The sequence below is a fragment of the Bradyrhizobium sp. WSM471 genome, from assembly GCF_000244915.1.
In the GTDB taxonomy this organism is placed as follows: domain Bacteria; phylum Pseudomonadota; class Alphaproteobacteria; order Rhizobiales; family Xanthobacteraceae; genus Bradyrhizobium.
In genome coordinates this window covers 860,433-879,082 of record NZ_CM001442.1, presented here as the reverse complement: position 1 = coordinate 879,082, position 18,650 = coordinate 860,433, and the positions used below count along the sequence as shown (strand labels likewise).

The 18,650-nt window shown below is 64.5% G+C and carries 17 protein-coding genes and 5 pseudogenes; 4 read left to right on the top strand and 18 right to left on the bottom strand.

What is annotated here, in order from left to right; all coding sequences use genetic code 11:
* Nucleotides 1–56 precede the first annotated feature (56 nt).
* From BRA471DRAFT_RS04120 to BRA471DRAFT_RS04090, 7 genes and pseudogenes are all read right to left on the bottom strand, one after another.
* Entirely contained in the window at nt 57–1,451 is a 1,395-nt protein-coding gene (locus BRA471DRAFT_RS04120) for a cytochrome P450 (RefSeq protein ID WP_007604853.1), read from the bottom strand.
* Nucleotides 1,433–1,738 (bottom strand): hypothetical protein, encoded by a 306-nt coding sequence (locus tag BRA471DRAFT_RS04115; protein WP_007604852.1) that lies wholly within the window; start codon nt 1,736–1,738, stop codon nt 1,433–1,435. Before BRA471DRAFT_RS04115 ends, BRA471DRAFT_RS04120 begins: the two co-directional genes overlap by 19 nt.
* A 164-nt stretch (nt 1,739–1,902) precedes the next feature.
* A complete protein-coding gene (locus BRA471DRAFT_RS04110) occupies nt 1,903–2,436 on the bottom strand; it encodes a cytochrome b (RefSeq protein ID WP_007604851.1) in 534 nt (177 codons plus the stop codon).
* Nucleotides 2,437–2,498: 62 nt separating this feature from the next.
* The gene (locus tag BRA471DRAFT_RS04105) at nt 2,499–3,722 is read right to left on the bottom strand and encodes an APC family permease (RefSeq protein ID WP_007604850.1); all 1,224 of its coding nucleotides are present in this window, start codon (nt 3,720–3,722) and stop codon (nt 2,499–2,501) included.
* A 158-nt stretch (nt 3,723–3,880) separates the two neighbouring features.
* Nucleotides 3,881–4,576 carry a VIT1/CCC1 transporter family protein gene (locus BRA471DRAFT_RS04100; RefSeq protein ID WP_007604849.1) on the bottom strand — a complete coding sequence of 232 codons (696 nt, stop codon included), beginning with the start codon at nt 4,574–4,576 and terminating at the stop codon, nt 3,881–3,883.
* Nucleotides 4,577–4,626: 50 nt separating this feature from the next.
* A complete protein-coding gene (locus BRA471DRAFT_RS04095; protein WP_007604848.1) occupies nt 4,627–5,193 on the bottom strand; it encodes a cytochrome b/b6 domain-containing protein in 567 nt (188 codons plus the stop codon).
* Nucleotides 5,194–5,202: 9 nt separating this feature from the next.
* Nucleotides 5,203–5,468: pseudogene (locus BRA471DRAFT_RS04090) on the bottom strand (PepSY domain-containing protein).
* A gap of 146 nt (nt 5,469–5,614) precedes the next feature.
* Between BRA471DRAFT_RS04090 and BRA471DRAFT_RS04085 the strand changes: the two are divergent.
* The 3 genes from BRA471DRAFT_RS04085 to BRA471DRAFT_RS04075 are packed head-to-tail and all read left to right on the top strand — an operon-like array spanning nt 5,615 to nt 8,009.
* Nucleotides 5,615–5,926 (top strand): PepSY domain-containing protein, encoded by a 312-nt coding sequence (locus BRA471DRAFT_RS04085; RefSeq protein WP_007604847.1) that lies wholly within the window; start codon nt 5,615–5,617, stop codon nt 5,924–5,926.
* Entirely contained in the window at nt 5,926–6,591 is a 666-nt protein-coding gene (locus tag BRA471DRAFT_RS04080) for a response regulator transcription factor (RefSeq protein WP_007604846.1), read from the top strand. The genes BRA471DRAFT_RS04085 and BRA471DRAFT_RS04080 overlap by 1 nt, the downstream gene beginning before the upstream one ends.
* Nucleotides 6,588–8,009 (top strand): HAMP domain-containing sensor histidine kinase, encoded by a 1,422-nt coding sequence (locus BRA471DRAFT_RS04075; protein WP_007604845.1) that lies wholly within the window; start codon nt 6,588–6,590, stop codon nt 8,007–8,009. The genes BRA471DRAFT_RS04080 and BRA471DRAFT_RS04075 overlap by 4 nt, the downstream gene beginning before the upstream one ends.
* Nucleotides 8,010–8,029: 20 nt before the next feature.
* Here the strand turns inward: BRA471DRAFT_RS04075 and BRA471DRAFT_RS04070 are convergent, their stop codons facing one another.
* From BRA471DRAFT_RS04070 to BRA471DRAFT_RS04030, 9 genes and pseudogenes are all read right to left on the bottom strand, one after another.
* Nucleotides 8,030–8,287: a hypothetical protein gene (locus tag BRA471DRAFT_RS04070; RefSeq protein ID WP_007604844.1), complete on the bottom strand. Its 258-nt coding sequence runs from the start codon at nt 8,285–8,287 to the stop codon at nt 8,030–8,032.
* A gap of 1,110 nt (nt 8,288–9,397) precedes the next feature.
* The gene (locus BRA471DRAFT_RS04065; RefSeq protein WP_007604841.1) at nt 9,398–9,931 is read right to left on the bottom strand and encodes a DUF4142 domain-containing protein; all 534 of its coding nucleotides are present in this window, start codon (nt 9,929–9,931) and stop codon (nt 9,398–9,400) included.
* A gap of 446 nt (nt 9,932–10,377) precedes the next feature.
* A complete protein-coding gene (mhpD, locus tag BRA471DRAFT_RS04055; RefSeq protein ID WP_007604840.1) occupies nt 10,378–11,160 on the bottom strand; it encodes a 2-keto-4-pentenoate hydratase in 783 nt (260 codons plus the stop codon).
* Between the two features lie 11 nt (nt 11,161–11,171).
* Complete coding sequence (locus BRA471DRAFT_RS04050; protein ID WP_007604838.1) at nt 11,172–12,053, bottom strand: alpha/beta fold hydrolase; 882 nt, start codon at nt 12,051–12,053, stop codon at nt 11,172–11,174.
* A gap of 24 nt (nt 12,054–12,077) precedes the next feature.
* A pseudogene (locus BRA471DRAFT_RS40130) lies at nt 12,078–12,497 on the bottom strand (2,4-dichlorophenol 6-monooxygenase); the annotation flags it as partial.
* A gap of 306 nt (nt 12,498–12,803) precedes the next feature.
* Nucleotides 12,804–13,421: pseudogene (locus BRA471DRAFT_RS40125) on the bottom strand (FAD-dependent monooxygenase); the annotation flags it as partial.
* An 87-nt stretch (nt 13,422–13,508) separates the two neighbouring features.
* A pseudogene (locus BRA471DRAFT_RS04040) lies at nt 13,509–14,183 on the bottom strand (ATP-dependent endonuclease); the annotation flags it as partial.
* Nucleotides 14,179–14,382, bottom strand: a pseudogene (locus BRA471DRAFT_RS04035) (hypothetical protein); the annotation flags it as partial. The pseudogenes BRA471DRAFT_RS04035 and BRA471DRAFT_RS04040, both read right to left, overlap by 5 nt.
* Before the next feature lie 10 nt (nt 14,383–14,392).
* A complete protein-coding gene (locus BRA471DRAFT_RS04030; RefSeq protein WP_231171030.1) occupies nt 14,393–14,776 on the bottom strand; it encodes a hypothetical protein in 384 nt (127 codons plus the stop codon).
* Nucleotides 14,777–14,940: 164 nt separating this feature from the next.
* Between BRA471DRAFT_RS04030 and BRA471DRAFT_RS04025 the strand changes: the two genes are divergently transcribed.
* Nucleotides 14,941–15,459: a Ku protein gene (locus BRA471DRAFT_RS04025; protein ID WP_007604836.1), complete on the top strand. Its 519-nt coding sequence runs from the start codon at nt 14,941–14,943 to the stop codon at nt 15,457–15,459.
* A gap of 221 nt (nt 15,460–15,680) precedes the next feature.
* On the opposite strand, the gene BRA471DRAFT_RS04020 is transcribed toward BRA471DRAFT_RS04025, so the two are convergent.
* Together BRA471DRAFT_RS04020 and BRA471DRAFT_RS04015 are read right to left on the bottom strand one after the other, a co-directional pair.
* Complete coding sequence (locus tag BRA471DRAFT_RS04020; protein WP_007604835.1) at nt 15,681–16,592, bottom strand: 3'-5' exonuclease; 912 nt, start codon at nt 16,590–16,592, stop codon at nt 15,681–15,683.
* Nucleotides 16,589–18,643 (bottom strand): AAA family ATPase, encoded by a 2,055-nt coding sequence (locus BRA471DRAFT_RS04015; protein WP_007604834.1) that lies wholly within the window; start codon nt 18,641–18,643, stop codon nt 16,589–16,591. The genes BRA471DRAFT_RS04020 and BRA471DRAFT_RS04015 overlap by 4 nt, the downstream gene beginning before the upstream one ends.
* Between the last annotated feature and the right edge of the window lie 7 nt (nt 18,644–18,650).

Genomic DNA, 18,650 nt, shown 5'->3' with positions numbered 1-18,650 from the left:
GAGTGTCGCGGGGGCTCAGTGCCGGACTGGGGAGCGCGCTCCTCGTCGGCTCTACCTCACGGACACTTCCGGAGGCGCATAGGTAGGGCGTTCGTTGGCCTTAACGTAATCCCCTGCAGCGGCCAGACTTTGGTGCCCGGCAGAAGGTCTAGATCGAAGCCTCGCATCAGCACCGCCAACACGATCGTTGCCTCCTGCAGCGCAAAGGATAAGCCGATGCAGGTCCGGGGACCTGCGCCGAAGGGCAGGTAGGCGAAACGAGGCACTTCGCTTCTTGCCGGCGGCAAGAAGCGCGACGGGTCGAACATATCCGCCCGGACCCACAGGCGCTCGTGCCGATGCAGCACGTAGGGTGCGATAACGATCAGGGACCGGGCGCCGATCTCATGAGATCCCAGATTGTCCGGCCGTTCGGACATTCGGCTGAGCGCGGCGATCGGCGGATAGAGCCGCAGGGCCTCTTCCACGACAGCCCGCGTCACCATCAGCCGATCGGCCAGCCCAGCCGTCGGGCCGCTCAATTCGCGCTCCGCTTCCTCTCGAACCCGCGCCCGCCACGCAGGCGCCTGCGAGAGCAGAAATATCGACCACGCCAGCGAATTGGCAGTCGTCTCATGGCCGGCGGAGAGGAACGTGAGGATGTTCGACCTCACCTCGGCGCGGCTCATCGGCTGTCCCGTCGAAGGATCGAGCGTGCGGAGCAGCAGTGTCAGGATGTCGTTCGGATCGTCCTTGCCGGCCGAGCAGGCAAGTCGACGGCGCCGCGCTTCGATGAGCTCGTCGATTACGCGCTCGAAGTAGCTCATCGTCCGGCGCAGCCTCGCCCGCCCTGGGCGCGGCACGAATTCCGGAACGCCGAATAGATCGAGCGCGCCGATGCGTCCGATGACCCCGAAATAGGCGTTCATGGCCAGACGAAATTCTTCGAAGTCTCCGCCGATCCCGTCGGAGAAGATGGTCAGGGCCAGCACCTTGAGCGTGAGCAACGTCATCTCGGCGACAGCGTCGACCACGGTACCGTAGCCGAGGCGGCTCCATTTGCCCGCGAGCTCGTGCGCCGCGGTCAGCATCGCCTCGCTGAAGGAGGCCACGGTCCGCTTTGCGAATAGCGGTGCCAAAGTCCGGCGCTGCACCTCCCAGCGGCTTCCTTCCACGCTCAATAGGCCGTCGGCGAGACCGGAGGATAGGATGCGCCGCTGGATTGGGTCCTTGCGGTAGTTGTCCGCGTTGTCGAGAAGAACGCGCTTGATCGCGGCCGGGTCGTGAACCAGAATTGCCCGGGCAAAGGGCAGTCTGACCTTCGCGATCGGTTCACGGAAAAACTCGGCGCTCCAGCATTCGAGAGGGTTCCTTCTCAGGGTCTGGATGATCTCGATCAGCCCGAGCCGCCTCGGCGGCGGCACGGGAGCCGGTGGTCGATAGTCAGTATCGGTCAGACTGCGATCCAGCATGGGGGTGGGCGCCCGGGTGGGGCGAAGGTGGACGCCTCCGGGCGATTGTCCATCACTTGGATGAACAGACCTTGACCGTCTCCATGCCGGTCTCCGCCTTCCGCGCGTGTCTTGTAGATGGTGCCAGACCGGCTGACGACGATCATGGAGGTATCCGTCGGCTTCTTGTCGAGGATCGTGCACTTCTTCGTCTTCATATCCTGAGCGATGCAGAATTCGTTGGCCGCTAGGGCCGGAGCGACGGAAGCTAAAACGAGACCTGCGGCAGCAAACGGCCTGAGCTCCATATCTTCCTCCTTACGCCGGCAGTCGCCGGCAAGGAACAACAGGAAAAAACGGCAGTTTGTTCCTAACTCGGAACACTGCGGGCACGCCCGCGGTCCTGATCGAGCCGTCCCTAAAGGGCCCGCATCGTCGTCCCCCGCACGCTTTCCTCGCGAGCCGCTCCATCTCACTCGGGGAGCATCCGTTGCATCACGCGGTCGCGGTAAACGAAGATGTGCGCCAGTGCGGCAGCCAAGTGGATCCCTATCAGCGCAAGCAACGACCACTCCGCCGCCTGGTGCAGCCCGTCGATAGCCTTTCCGGCGGCCGCGTTGTCGGACGCGAGCATCGGCAGCGGAACGAGGTAAAATAACTTCAGCGACCAACCGCGGTAAGACGCGAACAGCCAACCGGTGAGGGTCGTCGCCAGCACTGAAATGTAGAGCATCCAGTGCACGACCTCCGAGCTCAGGCGCTGCCACGCCACAAGCGAGGTTTCCGGCGCAACCGGATGTGTCAATCGCCAGACGAAACGCACAACGATAAGCGCAAGGATTACGATCCCGATGGAGACGTGGAAGGTCATCGGAGCACCCGGTGTCTGGCCGCGGTGGACGTCCGGCATCAACCAGCCGATCGGATACTGCACGGCCAGGAGACCGACGATCGTCCAGTGCAGGATTTTTGCGGTCCTCCCGTAGCGCAAGCAAAGGGTGGTCATTCTAGGGTCCTCCGGTCGGTTTGGCCGTGCCAACAACGCCGGCTCTTCGGTGCCGTTTCTCGCTATCCGAGGAGATCGACGAGGAGCAGCGAAACCGTCGTGAACAGTCCCGCGACCGGCACCCACATCGGAACGAAGAATACGCCGGCAGGACGAGTCAATTCGGCTGCCTTGATCCGAAGCAGCGCCAGATTGACCAAGGCAAAGATTCCGAGCGTCAGGCGCGAAGTCCACTCGGCCAAGCCCGTCAGCGGAATGCCCAGCGCAAGGATCAGGATGGCTCCAACCCCGAAGAGGGTCGCCACGATGGGCGTGCGGCTTCTGGCGTTCACTTTCCCAAGAAGTTCGGGAAGGCTACCCTGGTCGGCCAGCCCATACAGCACGCGTCCGATCATGATCATGTGAACGATGATACCGTTAATCGTCGCGACGATCGCGATGGCGCCCAAGACCTGCAGAGGAAGACCCGTCAGCCGCTGAAATACAAGGGCAAGCGGAGCGGAGGAGCGCGCGAGCTCGATCGGCGGCACGGCGACGACCGCGATCCACACGATGGCTGCGTAGAGAAGCGCGGTGACGCCGAGCGTGATGAGGAGCGCCCAAGGCAACGTCCGGAGAGGATTCTTCATTTCCTCGGAGATGTTCACCAGGTGTTCGAAGCCGATGAACGCAAACACTGCGAGCAGCGAAGTTTGCGCGATGCCGGACCAGGCCCCCGGGTCATCCAGCGAAGGCCAAAGTTCAGGCAGACGAGAGACGAGCGCGCCGCCATTGAACAGGCCGGCGGCGAGGATGAGGATCAACCCTCCGATCTCGACGACCGTCATCAGCCCGGCGAAGCTGATGGACTGAACCGCGGAAAGGCAGGCGATGGCTCCCATCGCGAGCACGACGCCGGCAATGATCCAGGCAGCAGGGAGCGGCACGAAGACGCCGATGTAACCGGCGCTCCCGACGCTGATGGTGGCGCCTGAGATCGTCGCCGCGGCCACCACGAGCAGTCCTGTGGCGCCGCTAAGCCATTTCCGGTGAAAGGCTGCCTGGACGTAAGCTGCCTCGCTTGCCGCGACCGGCAGTCGCGTCCCCAATTCGGCAAAGGTTCCTGCGGTCATGCCCATCACGACCGCGGCGGCGAAGAACGCGAGAGGCGCGTGCATGCCGCTCCGGGCCGCTGCCGCCCCGACCAAGACGTAGATTCCGGCGCCGATGGTGACGCCCAGCCCATAGAGCACCGCATGCGTCAGCGTTAGTGAGCGGATCAGTTTCGGCCGTGTTTCAGTGGTCATTTTCTTTGGTCGCCGATGGGCCCATGAGAACCGACTTGACCTTCTTTGTCATGGCCACGCGAGCACTGCTTGACGCTGATCAAGTGCATCGCAGGCGCGCTAGGTCATCATTCCGAGCGAGCAGGCACGCGCTTCGCGGCCCGGCGCTGATGCGACGCCTAGCCGAAGAGGTGCGCGAGCCAGTACGCCGCTCCTGCGGCCAAGCCGCCGACCAGCAGCGTTTGCGCTGCGGATTTGAGCTTGTTGACGCCCGTGAAGTGCCCCTTGACGGCTCCGAAGCACAGCAGGGCCATGCCTGTCGCGGCAACCGAGATCTGCAGGGCCGCTCCGATGTCTTTCGTGAACATGTAGGGCACCAGGGGAATCAGACCGCCGACCACGTAGGAGCCGCCGATGGTGACTGCGCTGATCGGCGCCCGCTTCGGGTCGGGGCGCTCCAGCCCGAGTTCGAAGCGCATCATGAAGTCGACCCAGCGCTGCCTGTCGGACGCGATGGCGCCGACGACGGAGTTCAACGCGTCCCCTTCGAGTCCGTACTCGCGGAAGACTTGCTCGACTTCCTCGATCTCCCGCTCGCGCAGGTGCTCGACTTCGTGGTGCTCGCGCTGTTCCTCGGCCGCAAAGTGCTCCGCGTCCGTGCGCGCCGCGAGATAGCCGCCCAGCCCCATCGCGATGGCGCCGGCGACGACCTCGGCGAGGCCGGCGGTGACGATCACGTCCGTGCTGGCGACGGCCGCCGAGAGACCTGCGGCCAGCGCGAACGGGACGGTCAAGCCGTCGGCCATGCCGATCACGACGTCGCGGACGCTTTCGGTGGCGGTGAAGTGCTTTTCGACATGGGGCGTGGCGGGCACGGTGATGCTCCTGCTTGACGGAGTTGATGGTCGAGTCCGAAGAAGGCTGCCTAGTCGGCAGCCCTCTTGCGACCGGAGATCATGGAGACGACCAGGTTTTCGCGATGCTCGAAGCTCGCGATCAGCACCCCGAGAACATGCGCCACGACCAGGCCGATCGTCGAGTTGGCCAGGAATTCGTGGACGTGCTCGAGCATCTTCGAGCCCCAGTAGGCGTCCGTGGTCATCATGTAGCCGGTGACGCAGGTCCCGGCCAGCGCGACCAGGAGCGCCACGATCATGGCCCCGCCCGCGGGGTTGTGCCCGATGTAGCGCGGCGCCCGGAGCAGCGCGACGTCGCGGACGTAGGCGAGCACCTCTCGCGGAGGCCGGGCGAAGTTGGAAAATCGCGCATGCCGCGGACCCACGACGCCCCAGAGAACGCGGGCCCCGACGAGGCCTGCCATGGTGTAGCCTGCGGCGACGTGCACCCGCTCGATTTCGTCGCCGGTGGCGTAGGCCAGAACGAACAGGCTCGCCAGCGACCAGTGGAAGATCCGGACGAACGGATCCCAGACCCTGACCATCGCCGGCGGCCTCGCGCCGCCGGCCTGGATCGTGTTGCTAACGGTTTTCATTTGCGACGATCACATCTGGCCGATGATCTGGCCGTTGGTGGGGTCCACGAACAGCTCGATCCGGCTGCCGTTCTTGTCCAAGGCGTAGAGTTCGCCGCATGCGCTCTTGAGCTTGGCCTTCTGTAGCCTTGGGCCTCCACCTTGGCCTGCAACTGAGGCATCGGCAGCCACTGGGACTCCGGTGCCGACGTGCAGGGCTTGCCGAGGCTGCCGGCCTGGGCGGAAGCCGCCCCGAGGGCGACGGCGGCGACAGTCAAAATGGCGATCTTGCGCATGGGTATCTCCTGACGGTGGCCGGGACACCATGCCCCGGCCATGCGCTCAACCTGCCAGAAGTCGCCTGACTGCCGCCTGTTGACCCAAGTCAGCGATTTGTCAGGTTGGATCTGGCATCCATATGCTTCGCATGACGAGTGTCCTGATGGATTTGCGCTTGCACCGGCTTCGGCCCCTGATCCTTGCCCTCTCGCTTCTGGCTTCGGCTGGTGTGCCCGCGTCCGGCCGCGACCACGACGAGGCGCGGCGCGCCGCGGAGGCCGGCGAGATACGTCCGCTCGCGGACGTTCTCGACCTGGTGAAGGGGAAGCTTCCCGGCGAGGTAGTCGGCGTGAAGCTCGAGCGCGAAGGCGGCGCATGGACCTACGAATTCCGCGTGCTGGACGGCAAGGGCCGGCTGTTCGACATCCACGTCGATGCGAAGAGCGGCGAAGTCGAGCGGACGAAGGAGAAGTGATGCGCGTGCTTCTTGTCGAGGATGACCCTCGGATCGCATCCGACGTCTCGCACACGCTCGAGGCTTCCGGTTACGTAGTTGAAACAGCCGGGAATGGCGAGGACGCCTGGTTTCTCGGGGACACCGAGGATTTCGGGGCCGTCATCCTCGATCTTGGGCTCCCGGGCATGGATGGCTTGGCGGTGCTGAAGCGCTGGCGCGCCAACGGCCGTCAGATGCCGGTCCTCATCCTCACCGCTCGGGGAAGCTGGGCCGAGCGGGTGGACGGCATCGACGCCGGCGCGGACGACTACCTGCCGAAGCCGTTCCGGATGGAGGAGTTGCTGGCGCGTCTGCGCTCGATCGTGCGGCGTTCGGCGGGGCACGGGTCCTCGTTTCTGACCGCGGGCGAGATCACCCTCGACGAACGGCAGATGAAGGTGACCCGCCGCGGCGTGCCGATCGCGCTCTCGCCGCTCGAGTACAGGCTCATCGCCCATCTCCTCCGCAATCGCGGCCGGGTAGTCTCTCAGCAGGAGATCGACGAGAACGTCTACGGGCACGGCGAAGATCACGACTCCAACACTCTCGAGGTGCTGATCGGCCGAGTCCGCAAGAAGCTGGGCGCCGAGGCGATCGAGACGCGCCGCGGCTTCGGCTACCTGATCCCGGAGCCCGTCGAATGATGCGGCACTCGTTGCGGCTGCGGCTGGTCGCCGGCGGCATCGTCGCCATCCTGATCGCGCTTGCGGTCGCGGGGGGCGGGCTCGTCGTCCTGTTCGAGCGGCATGTGTCCCGCACGCTGGCTCAGGATCTCGAGGTCCATCTCAAACAGCTCATCGCGAATATCGATCTCGATCCGCAAGGCAAGCTGGTTCTGATGCAGACGCCGGTCGATCCGCGCTTCGCGGATGCTCTTTCCGGGCTGTACTGGCAGGTGGGCGACGATCGCGGGCAGCTTCTACGCTCGCGCTCGTTGTGGGATTCCGCGATGAAGCTACCGGCGGATCGGCTCGGGCCTGGCGAGACTCACCAGCACGAAGCGGTGGGACCGGGCGCGCAGCGCGTGCTCGTGGCCGAGCGCGCCGTCACGCTGACCGCGAACGGCAACCCTGTAATCGTCCGCCTTGCGGTCGCCGAGGACCTGGCAAGGGTCTCGGCGGCGACTTCGGCCTTCGCGAAGGATCTTTCGATTGCGCTCGTTTTGCTCGGCGGGGTGCTGGCAGTTGCCAGCTGGGTCCAGATCAGTGTCGGCCTGCGCCCGCTGGTCGCGTTGCGCGGCGGCGTGGCCGACATCAGGGCGGGGCGGACCCGCCATCTGCCCTCGTCCGTCCCTTCCGAGGTTCACCCTCTCGTCGAGGAGGTGAACGCGCTGATCGACGCCCAGGAAGCCGAGATCGAACGGTCCCGCGGACGCGCCGCCGACTTGGCGCACGGATTGAAGACGCCGCTCGCGGCGCTGGCGGCCGATGCCGAGCGTCTCCGGAATCGGGGCGAGCGCGAGATCGCTCGGGACATTGAGGCGGTCGGTGAATCCATGGGGCGCCACGTCGACCGCGAACTCGCGCGGGCCAGGGTCCGCGGGCGCACCCGAGGCAACGCCGCGTCCGCGGCCGTGAGGCCGCTCGTCCAATCGATCGTCGGGACCCTGTCCCGCACGCCTGACGGGGCGCGGGTGAGCTTCGACAATCTCATCGGCGACGACCTCCGGGTCCCGGTCGACCGCACCGACCTCGCCGAAGTTTTGGGAAATCTGCTTGAGAATGCGACTCGCCACAGCGCGGGAGTGGTCCGGATCAAGACAAAGGTCGGCCGGCCCTGCATCGTGATCGAAGACGATGGCGAAGGCATCGATTCAACCCATTTGGCGCGTGCGCTTGAGCGCGGCGCGCGCCTCGACGAGCGAGGTGGGACCGCCGGCCTTGGCCTTGCCATCGTGCAGGACGTCTTGGACGCCTACGACTGGGGACTGCAGCTATCCAGGTCGAAGCTCGGCGGCCTGATGGCCACAATTGGTCCGAGATCGGCATTGATCGAGAAAGCAGGCGTCATTGGTTCAGAGCGCTCGCCCTCGTCATCAGTGGCTCAGCCGCAGCAAGCCTGATGGTTTCCCGGCAGTTGGCGTCAGGTGCATTCGGGGCAAGTATCACCGATCGACTCCAGCACGTCTTGGACCTCGGCGACAGCCTGGTCCGGAGACAAACCGTCTGGAGGCTCCTGACTTGCGATGTCCACCGCGCCCTCGCGGGCGTGAGGGTCGGCTCGGTCCTTTGCCCAGCCGTGCTCCTCGAATTCGTGGACGGCGCCCGCCTCCTGCAGCACGCCGAGCGCCCATCCGCGCAACGTTATGATCGCCGGCCGTCTTTCCTTCGTCATCAGCATCGAGCTTGCTCCTGCCGGGACGAATCCCTTCGTCCGTCTTCTCGTTCCGGGCGGTTAGCACGCAGCAGGGATTCGCATCGGCAGGGCTGAATGCGGTACCGGGGCTATCCAGGGCATCGAATCCTCACTGGCGAGGCCAAAACGACCGCCTCAGCTATGTCGCTGCGGATCCCGGGGTGGCGAACGTCTCCAACCTGTTCCGGCCGAGTCTGCCAGTATTCCGGGGGCAGTCCTGCTCCGGAGCCGTTCCCCGCACGGCCGGGGCGTTCCTGGCCGCGGCAGCGGCCATCTTTTCGATCTGCTTGGGGGGCGGCATGCGCCAGCTCGCGGGTCGGTACCCGTACGGAGCTCAAGCTTCAGGTCTCGGTACCAAGATAGTATCGCTTGAAGTCGACGTGTTCGGTGAGTGCCTCCGGCCGATAGGGTGCCGTACCTGACGCGCACTGCAAGACGGCGGGCAGATCGAAGCGTCGTGCGACGGTCGCTTCGCGGCACATTCATTCCAGCGCGACGTCGGAGAGGCGGGACTCGGGCTCCGGATTACGTTGACGGCGTTGGGGCCAACGCGTCGACCACGCTCGAAGATCTGTGCGCGCGGTGTAGCTTCGCTTCCGCCCTCCCGCGTATGCACGCACCAGCGACGTCGCCGCGACGGATGATGTCGCCGAGTTCCAGCATCCCCGCCGGTCTCCGCCCCAATCGATCTCCAAACGGTCGGTGTGACCGACCACGTAACATCACCCCTTGCCGCGGCTCAGGGGGCCGTATTTGGCGGCATCGGTGGCCAATTCGTGGAAGACTAGTGCCAGATGATTGGCGGCTGTTCGCCGATCGCGAGCGGCGGCCGATTGAGATTGGAGGTCGCCACTCCGGCGGACGAAGGATCAGCCGGCGAGATCGCCCCAGGTTGGCGACGGCCGCGACGTCATCGCCGAAAGAACGTCGGATCAGTCCGTCGGCCTCCCGCGTCCGCTGGCGGCGCCCTCGGCCGGCTGCGCCTTGGCACCAACCGTCGCAAGCGCAAGCCAGGCGCATGCAATGACGAGAATTCTGCTCATGAAACTCCGAACTTTATCGCGATTCACGTCATTGCAGCGACGTCTGCCAGCTCTACCGGGACGCGCTCTTCTGAAGGGACCGGGCCGTCTCCAAATGCTTTTGCAGCACCGGAACCGTCTGCTTGGCGAAATCGGCTACGGGTGACTGGGATTTTGCTTCCTTCTGGAACTTGCGCACGTCTTCCTCGTGGTCCTTCACCATGCTGCGCGCGAAGGCGGCATCGAATTGCGCGCCGGACAGCCCGTTCAGCTTCTCGTAGATCGCCTTCTGCTTGCTGTTCGGCTCGCTCGGTGCCTGAACGCCCTGCGCGTCGGCGAGCTGCTGCGCCTGCTTCAGATTGTCCGAGTGGTCCTGCTCGAGCATCTTTCCGAACTGCTTGGCCTGGTCGCTCTGCGCCTTCTGCTGGGCGAGCTGACCGACCTTCACTTCGGAGAGATCGCCCTGGATGGCTTCGACCAGGAAATGCTGGTCGTGCTTGCTGGCCTTGCCCTGCGGCGCGGCGGATGCGCCTCCAATCGTCATGAGACAAAGACCGACGACCGCCGCGACGCCTTTCGAAATTTGATTCCGGACCTTGGTTTGCATGGTACGCCTTCCTGATTGATCGTGGGGGTTACGCATCCGGGCGCGAGGTCGCGAAAGCCGACAGGGCGCGCGGGCTGTTCGTGTCAATAAACCGGTCCCGCGCGGCGCGTTCCTATGTCGTTGCAGAGCTAACCTGTATTAGCTGCGACGTACTGGTCGCCTGCCCGGGGATTGCTTCAACCGCGGTCCCCGTGCCGAACTTGCAACGAGCATTCCTGGTGACCGGCACGCCGGCCGCGGTTCGCTCGGTAACGACCGGCAATTCGGATGGACTGGTGGCTGCGATCTTCTGCAGCATCGAGCGAGACAGGTTGGCTGGCGTGATATCCGCGACGACATCCGACAGGTCAGGCAGCCTTCCCTGATCGTCAACGAGGTCCCGGCTTTTCCGCGCCTGGTTTACCAAAGCGGACGAGCTTCATCTGATGTTCCTTTGGTGTGCGTGTTCACGCGAATCGCGCCGAAACGGTCCCGAGCCCGGCGATGTTAGCCTCGAATGCGTCGCCCGGATTCACGGGCACCATCGGCCCCAGCGCTCCAGACAGAACGACGTCGCCGGCGCGCAGCGGCCGCTTGCGACGCGCCAGTTCGCCGGCGAGCCAGGCCATCGCGTTGAGCGGATTGCCGAGGCAGGCGGCGCCCGTCCCCTTCGATACGACCTCGTCCTTCCTCGTCATCTGCATCTGGAGGGAGCGCAGATCCAAGCCATCCAGCCGCCGGACGGGTCCTCCCAGAACGAAGAGCCCCGACGAGGCGTTGTCGGCGATGGTATCGACGATTCCGATATCCCAATTCGTGATACGGCTGCCCACGATCTCGAGGGCGGGCATCGCATAGGCCACTGCACGCACGACGTCGGCCACGGTCGGCGTTTCGACCTCGATATCGCGCTCGAGAAGAAAGGCTACTTCGGCCTCGATCTTCGGCTGCAGGACGCGCCCCGCCGCGACAGGCTCGTCTTCTCCCATGATCATGTCAGCGAAGAGTACGCCGAAGTCCGGACGATCGACGCCGAGCTGCTTCTGGACCGCACGGGAGGTCAATCCTATCTTGCTTCCGACGACGCGCCGCCCCTCCTTTTCCCAGTGCGCAGTGTTCTCCTGCTGGATGGCGTAGGCCGCATCGACATCGAGCTCTGCCAGTTGCGTCCGGATGGGCGCGATCGGGGCACCGGCGTAAGCCGCGCGGATCTGGGCGGCGAGCTCGCCATGCTTGGTTTGCTGGTTCATCTGAATGATCCTTACTTGCCGGTCCGAAGGAATTCGATATGGAGGCGGTTGAACTGCTCTGGGTCCTCGAACTGAGGCCAGTGGCCGCAGCGGTTCATGACGACGAATTTCGAACCCGGGATCATGTCCGCGATCTGCTTGCCTTCCTCGGGCGTGGCGGTCGGATCATGCGAGGTCCACACGACCATGGTCGGAGCGTTGATCGACCGGTACTGGTCGGCGGTGATCATGTTCGGTCGGCGGATTTCCATGTCCTGCAGGCACATGATCCGCTTCATCGTGTCGGCGAATCCCGGCTGCGCGTAGATCGCACGACGGGTCACGATGAGATCGTCCGAGACCATGCTCTTGTCGCACATCAGGAATTCGAGGCGCGTCTTGATCCGCTCCCATGATGGATCGGAAGCGGCCTCATTCGACAGCTTCTTCAGTCTTTCCATCACCTGCGGGTGCGCGGTCCAACCGCCGGCGGTGTTGAGGACCAGTTTCTCCACCACGGCGGGACGATGTACCGCGAGATAGGTGGCGACCCAGCCGCCCAGCGATTCCCCGCTTATCATCGCCTTGTCTCTGCCGAGGGCCTTCAGGACCGCGAGCACGTGGTCGGCGTAGTCCCTGACCTGGTAGTCGATCGCGGGCTTGTCGGTCCAGCCGTGTCCCAGCATGTCGATGGCAACGAACCAGAAGCTATCGGCATGAGGGCCGAAATTCCTCGAATATGCCTCTGCATGTCCGCCGACGCCGTGCAGCGCCAGGACGAGCGGTTTGGACGGGTCGCCCGCCTCGATGCAGCGGGTCCGGATTCCGCCGGCGTCGATGTAGTGCTGCTTGAAGGAAACGCCCCGCAGGTCGGCCCAGACGCTGGAGAAGTTCGCTGGTCTTGTGTCGGTCATGAATCGAGCTCGTTGGTTTGTGTGTCAGGCGAAGAGGGGCGTGCCACTCGGTTTCGACGGCGGCTGCGGCTTATCGCGCGGGATCGCCGAAAGGTCCGAGACATCTAGGACCCTTCGTATCGCAGCGCTCAGCCGGTCCAGGGCTTCGCCTGTGTCAAAAGTCCCATCCATGTTGCGCCACGCGACCACACCATCGGGGCGAACAAGAAGAACTCCGGCTTCCTCGATTTCGCGAATGCGCTGCCACTCGCAATAGAGGTCCTGCGCTTCGGGAGAGCCCGTCACGACGACCCGGAGAAACGGCAGGTCGAGACGCAGCGCCGCTTCCTTCCATGCGATGCCGGCAAGGCCCGTCACGATGGTGAAGAGACCCTTGCCCGTCACGTCGAGCGTCGACACCCGCAACCCGTCGCGATCGACGAGCCACGCATGCGGGATCTTGGCACCCGGGCGCGACGTCGGCTGATTGTAGAGGCCGCGATCTCGCCGCCACTGCTCGGGCTCGCCACCGACGTCGGGAATCACGGCCGAGGACTCGTACCGCTGGTTCATCTCGGTGCCCTGGGCATTGAATTCCGTCTGCTTGAGATCAAGCGCGGCCTGCGCCGCCTTCCGGGCCGCGACGCCATCTGGACCCGGATCGCGAAAACGCGCGATGCCGGCGGCGACCGGATTCTCGGCGCCCGGCACGCGGAAGCATGCGTTCAGCGGGGCGTAGTCGAGCCGGGACTGGTTGGCACGCAGCACGATCTGCTTTCCGACGGGCGCCCGCTCCTGCGAGTAGCTTTCCAGAAGCTTCGGACCGGCCCAACCCTTCACGGCGTACGCAAGCTTCCAACCGAGGTTGTGGCTGTCCTGTACGCACGTGTTGTTGCCGAGCCCGCTCGACGGCGGATGCCGGTGGACCGCGTCGCCGCCGCAGAGCACCCTGCCTTTCGAATACTGGGGCACGTAGGCCTGGTTGACGTACCAGATCGAGGTTCTCACGATGTCGATGTCGACCAAAGGGTCGCCGATCAGCACCTTGATCTTCGGAATGATCGCTTCCGGCGCGAGGTCCGGCTCGCCGCCTTCGGCCTTGTTGAACTCGCTGAACGAGTTGAACGGCACGACGCAGCGGTGCTCGAGGCCCAGCCAGCGCGTCCAGTGCTTGCTCTTCACGTTGCGGATGTTGGTCGTGCCGCCGTCGGGCTCCATCCGTAGCAATTCCTTGAAATTGACCTCCTTGCCCTTGGCCTGCAGCTTCTCGGCACGCTTCTTCGTCGCGTCCATCAAGGCCTTCGGCGAGGACGGCATGCCCCAGCGCGCGGTCGCGAGCTCGCGGCCCTCGGCTCCGGTCCGGACGATCGGCGCTCTATAGTCCGGAAATCCGGAAGACTTCGCGAACTACTTGGCCAGGATCCGAAGCCGACAAGGATTGGCCTCGCGCGACGATCGCGGCTCATCGCCTCTCGGATAGACCTTCGGGTTCAGCTCAGCTAACCGACGGGCTGCCACGGGGAACGACGCCGCTTCGGTCGCGCCTTCCGCGACGAGCACCCGCCTCGACAGGAGTCCTTCGCAGAACCGCGTCCGGAACTCCTGTCGGTATCGCTTGTGCTTCACGCTCTCGGGCAACTCGATCGTCGCCTGAGTCAGCTCTCCACTGTCCGATCTCGAAAGGATGACCGTCTGTTCGAGACCGAACTCCTCCAACACGTAGGGGGAATGCGACGTGAAGATCGCCTGAGCCGAGAGATTTCGGAGTTCATGAACGATGCGTTTCTGCGCATAGGGCGGGATCGCCGTCTCGACCTCTTCCATGGCGAAGATGACGTTCTGCTTGTCCTCGGCAATCTGGGACAGCATCGCGAGGACTAGCATGTTGATCGTGCCAGTACCTTGCCGATAAAATGGCGCGGAATGGTCGCCATCGCCGGTCGCGATGAAGGCCGTGATCACCTTGCGCAGGTGCTCCCTTGTGAGGCTGGATACCTTCAGGTGCGGTTTCGCGCCCCATTCGCGGGGTACGTATTTCTTCAACGAGACGTTTATGCTTTCGAGCACGCCAGAGATCCCGATCTCCGGCTTTTCCGCCACGTTGAATTCAGCCAGCGTGTCTATGGCATCCTCCCACATTCGCGGGCGGATCACCGTCCGACCACATCCGCTCGTTCCAGCTTTCGCATAGCAACCTGTCGGCCTGCTGCAGCATGATCTCGGCCTTGCCCCGCATCTCAGTCGACTGCGCAGCCAGGATGTTGGCCATCGCCCGCGACTTGCCGAGCTCCTTCTTCAGGGCCTTGCGGTCGCCTCCGGAAAGGGGCGTCGGGTGATACTTCGGCGCCATCGAGCGGCGCCTAGGCCACGTCGAAGGTCGGCCAGCAGCCGTCTTCCTCATGGCGCCCGGTTCGGTTGCCGCAGGTGTCATCGAGCAGCCGCTGACCGACATCCCTCCAGACCGCCTCCGGACCGTAGAGCCTGGTAGCGTCCGCCTTCTGAATCTCGACCGTCCTGCCGCAGCGCCGGCAGCCCACCCTGAGAAGGTGCTGGGGTATCTGCCTCAGCCGCAGCAGGCGTGTCGAAGCGCCAGGACCTGAGCCGACCGCTTCCTCGCGAGGGTCTTCCAGCACGGCCTGCCAATATTCCGGCGGCAGATCCTCGTTCGGGGCCAACCCGCGTCCGGGCGGGGCCTTTCGGCCGACTGCAGCTGTCATCTTTTCCATCTGCTTGACTGTCGGCATGCGCCAGCTCGCGGGTCGGTCGGCCATGGGCCATTAGAACATATCAAGAACGTAAGAGTCGAGTCCGCCCAAAGCGGAAAGTAGCGAAATGAAGCGGGCCGTCGGCTCGGTGCCGGAACCGCGCCGCGCCGTTCGTCTGGAGTCCGAGTCCCCTACGTGGAGCGATGGGTAACCAAGCCCCCAGAGCAAACTGGAACGGCTTTTTGCGTCTCTCGCTGGAAACACGTCCCGTGGCGCTACCCCGCCACGTCCGAGAGCGAAAAGCTCAACCGGCAGAACGGAATCGCATCAAGTCAACGCCGACGCCGACACCGGCGACGAGGTGCCCAACGAGGACATCGCCAAGGGGCTACGAGCTGGCGAAGGGCCAATACGTCGAGGCCTCCAAGGAGGAGCTCGAGGAGATCGCGCTGGAGTCGACGCGGGCCATCGAAATGGACGAGTTCGTCGACAGGACCAACATCGACCCGCGTTACCTGATCCGTCCCTACTACGTCCGCCCGGAGGGCAAGGTCGGGCACGACGCCTTCGCCGTGATCCGGAAGGCCATCCGCGAAATGGACAAAGCCGCCATCGGGCGCGTGATGCTGACGAGCCGCGAACACATCACCGCGCTCGGGCCGATGGACAAGGTTTGGTCAGGACGCCGCTGCGCTACGCTTCGAGGAACGGATCTTCCTTGACGCCGCGCGCGAGATTCTAAGTGCCCGTCCGGAAGCGGGCGCTGCAGATTCAGCGCCTCGTCGGCGGCGCGGTCATCCAGGCTTCGACCTTGCAAGGCCTAGTCAGCATCACGAGCATCGGCTTGGCGCCGCGGCGTTCGGCTCTTCCTCGGTTTGCTCGTATATGCCCGGCCCTTTGAAACCTGCCACCTCCGCAGAGAGCCGGTGCGGCGCGACCGCGTTCAGTCAGACCTCAGCGAGTAACGCTCGTACGCAGTCAGCAATCGAGCGTCGATGGACGGCGCCGGTTGGCGGTAGATTTCGTGCCGGAGAAAATCGCATTCGGCTGGAAAGGAACTTTGGTCGGTCTCGGTGCACCAAGCGCCCTGTGCCCCGCCCTTGCCGGCTTCCCAACGGTAGCCTCGGAGCTTCAGGCGTTCGCGAACGGCAAACGGAGGCCGCACCGCGCGAAGGCGCCATTTCGGACGGCGCGCGGACTCTAAAAGAGCACTGAGGGCGATCCGCCCGGTGCGCGGCAACGGTCTCGAGAGCACATCGAGCGCGGCCTCGCAATCGTGCAGGGCTCGATGGCTATCGAAGAAGCGACCGTAGCCCGCAGCGAGAGATGACAGGCGCGCGCTTTCGAAGCCCTCGAAAATCCAGTCCACTTCCCGAATTGAGCAAGCCCACGGCTTCGCCGCAAATGACGGAACAAGCCGTTCGCAAACTCGCCGATCGAAGGCGGCATTGTGAGCGATTACCAGAGCCGCATCAGCTATGAACGCATCCACGGAGGCGCAGTCGATGCTTTGATCCGCGACCATTTCGTCGGTGATGCCGGTCAGCCTGGTGACTTCCGGCGGAATCGGTTGACCGGGCTCACGCAGTTGATCGAACGTATTCGCAGATGCAACGAACGCCCCATCCGTCGAGTAGTCGAAAGCGAGCATCGCCAATTCAATGATCTCGTCGGTCGCCGAATCCAGACCCGTCGTTTCGACGTCCACAATCACGCCCCGCCGCATCGTCGCTCCTACCGGGGGCGGAGTGGCGCCCGCCAGGCGCAATCGCCTGAGGATCCGGTACTCGCCACTGCTTTCGAGCATGGCCGCGAGCTTCTCCAGCTCGTGTGAGTTTGTCACCTCCGGTATCACGTGAGGGAGCTCCCGGTGTCCACCGTGTCGGAAACGTATCCATTCCCGACGCCGGCGCCAGCGAGAATCCTCTCGATCTCGTCGCCCGACAGAAAGCTCCTCTCGATGAGCGCATCGGCGACGGCTACGATCTGATCGCGACGCACTTCGACGATCTCGCAGGCCCGGGCTTGCAGCCGGTGCAGCCTCTCGTCGACGCGTTGCCGGATGGTCCGATCGAGCCGCAGTTCCTCGACGGCCGCGTCGGCGTCTCCGACGTAAGCCAAGCTGTTCTCCCCCAATCCGAGAGAGAGCTCCATGCTTGCCACGAGGCGCGTCGCGAGCGCCAAGTCGGACCGCTCACTTCCGCCGGCTCCTGCCGAAGGGGCACCGAGCATCACGATTTCCGCGGCACGTCCCGCGAGGATGCCCACAACCTGCCTTTCGATCGACCGCCGTGTGGCGAGATCGCTGGAAATAGGGTCGATGCTGGTCATGCCACCGGTGCCTTGACGACCGCCGATCCTGACCGACCTGACGGTGCCCACGCCTGTAGCAATGGCGACGACCACGTGCCCCGCCTCGTGGAATGCGATCCGCCTCAGCGACGCGGGCGGGACGGTCGTCGCCGGCAGGACGGCACGCTTGAGATCGTCAGCAGAAAGGTCGCGTCCGGAAGTCCGTGCCGTGCGGCGCGCGCTTCTCACCGTCTCCATGATTTCCGCCGGCGTGAAACCATCCAGCATCTCCGCCGCCGAGTGCAAATCCTTCTCGGGCAGGCTGTCACGCACGTGAAAGCGCAGGATGTTGAGGATCCCCTCTGGACCGGGGGCCGTGAGTTCGATGGCGCGCTCCAGCCTCCCGGGCCGCAGGATGGCCGGATCCACCGCCTTGATCCGGTTCGTGGCTCCGATCACGACCACGCCTTCGCGTCGCGCGCTCGTGGCGTCGTCCAGCAGCAACATGAAATCCTCGATGATCGGCATCCACCATTCGCGGGCTCGGGAGCTCAACGAATCTCTCGAGGGCAGACCGTCGATCTCGTCCAGGAACAGGATCGACGGCGCCGCAGCTACGGCCTTGGCAAAAAGCTCGCGCTGAGCCTTGATCACGCCGTCGAGATATCCTGAACTGCTGGCGAAGAGTTCGCCGACGCTGCCGACGATCAGCGTCGACTCGCACGCGCGGGCGATGCTTCTTGCGAGAACGCTCTTGCCCATCCCGGGCCCCGAGTGGAAGACCGCGCCTCTGTCGACCGCGCTCCATGGCAAATTCCCCGCCCGGTAGTCACGCAGGTCGCGCGCCAGAGCCAAAGCCCAGTCCCTGGCGGCACCGTATTCGACGGCCGTTTCGAGGAGGGGCACGTCGTCGGCGTCGGTTTGTCCGAGGCGCGTCTTTGCTGCGGCTGACAGACGAGTCTTGACGTCTTGCCCGGTGCTGCCTCTTCGCATGGCAGCGACCACGTCCTCGAGATCGAGGCCGATGAGATCTCGCTCTTGGATCTGCGCGGCGCTTCCGTGGATCTTCAGGATCGCCTCCTCGACGACCTTCACACCGAACTTGAGGGGGAGCCGGAAATCGGCAGCTCCGATGAGCGTCGACGGAAGAGTCTGTTCCGGAGCGACGGCGATGCCGACCACCGAGGCTCCCGCCGCGAGAGCGGTGGCGGCTTCCGTGTTACCAGAGGACGGCTGGTGCCCTCGGCGGTCGGATCCGTCGCGAGCAATGCACGTCCACTTTCGTCCGAAGGGGCGCCGCAGGAAAAGATCTCTTACGGGCGAGATCCAACCCGCCGACGGAACCGAGATCACGAGCGCCCGAGAGGAAGGAGATTTCAGGGCTTCCTTAGTGGCGGGCGTGAGAGCGGCAGCGAGCGCAGCGGATACCAGGGTCTCGCGTGGCGTGAAGGAGTCGGGAATGGTGTCTTCCACCGCATCCGCGGCGGGGTCGTCGCACGTATCGCCGTCGAGATCTTCCCGAGTTTCCAGATGTTCACGCATGGTCGCGCTGGCGGCCAAACGGGAGAAGCCCCCGACCTTGCTCGCCTCGTTTTGCTCGTCATCAGTGCTCATGGCTGCC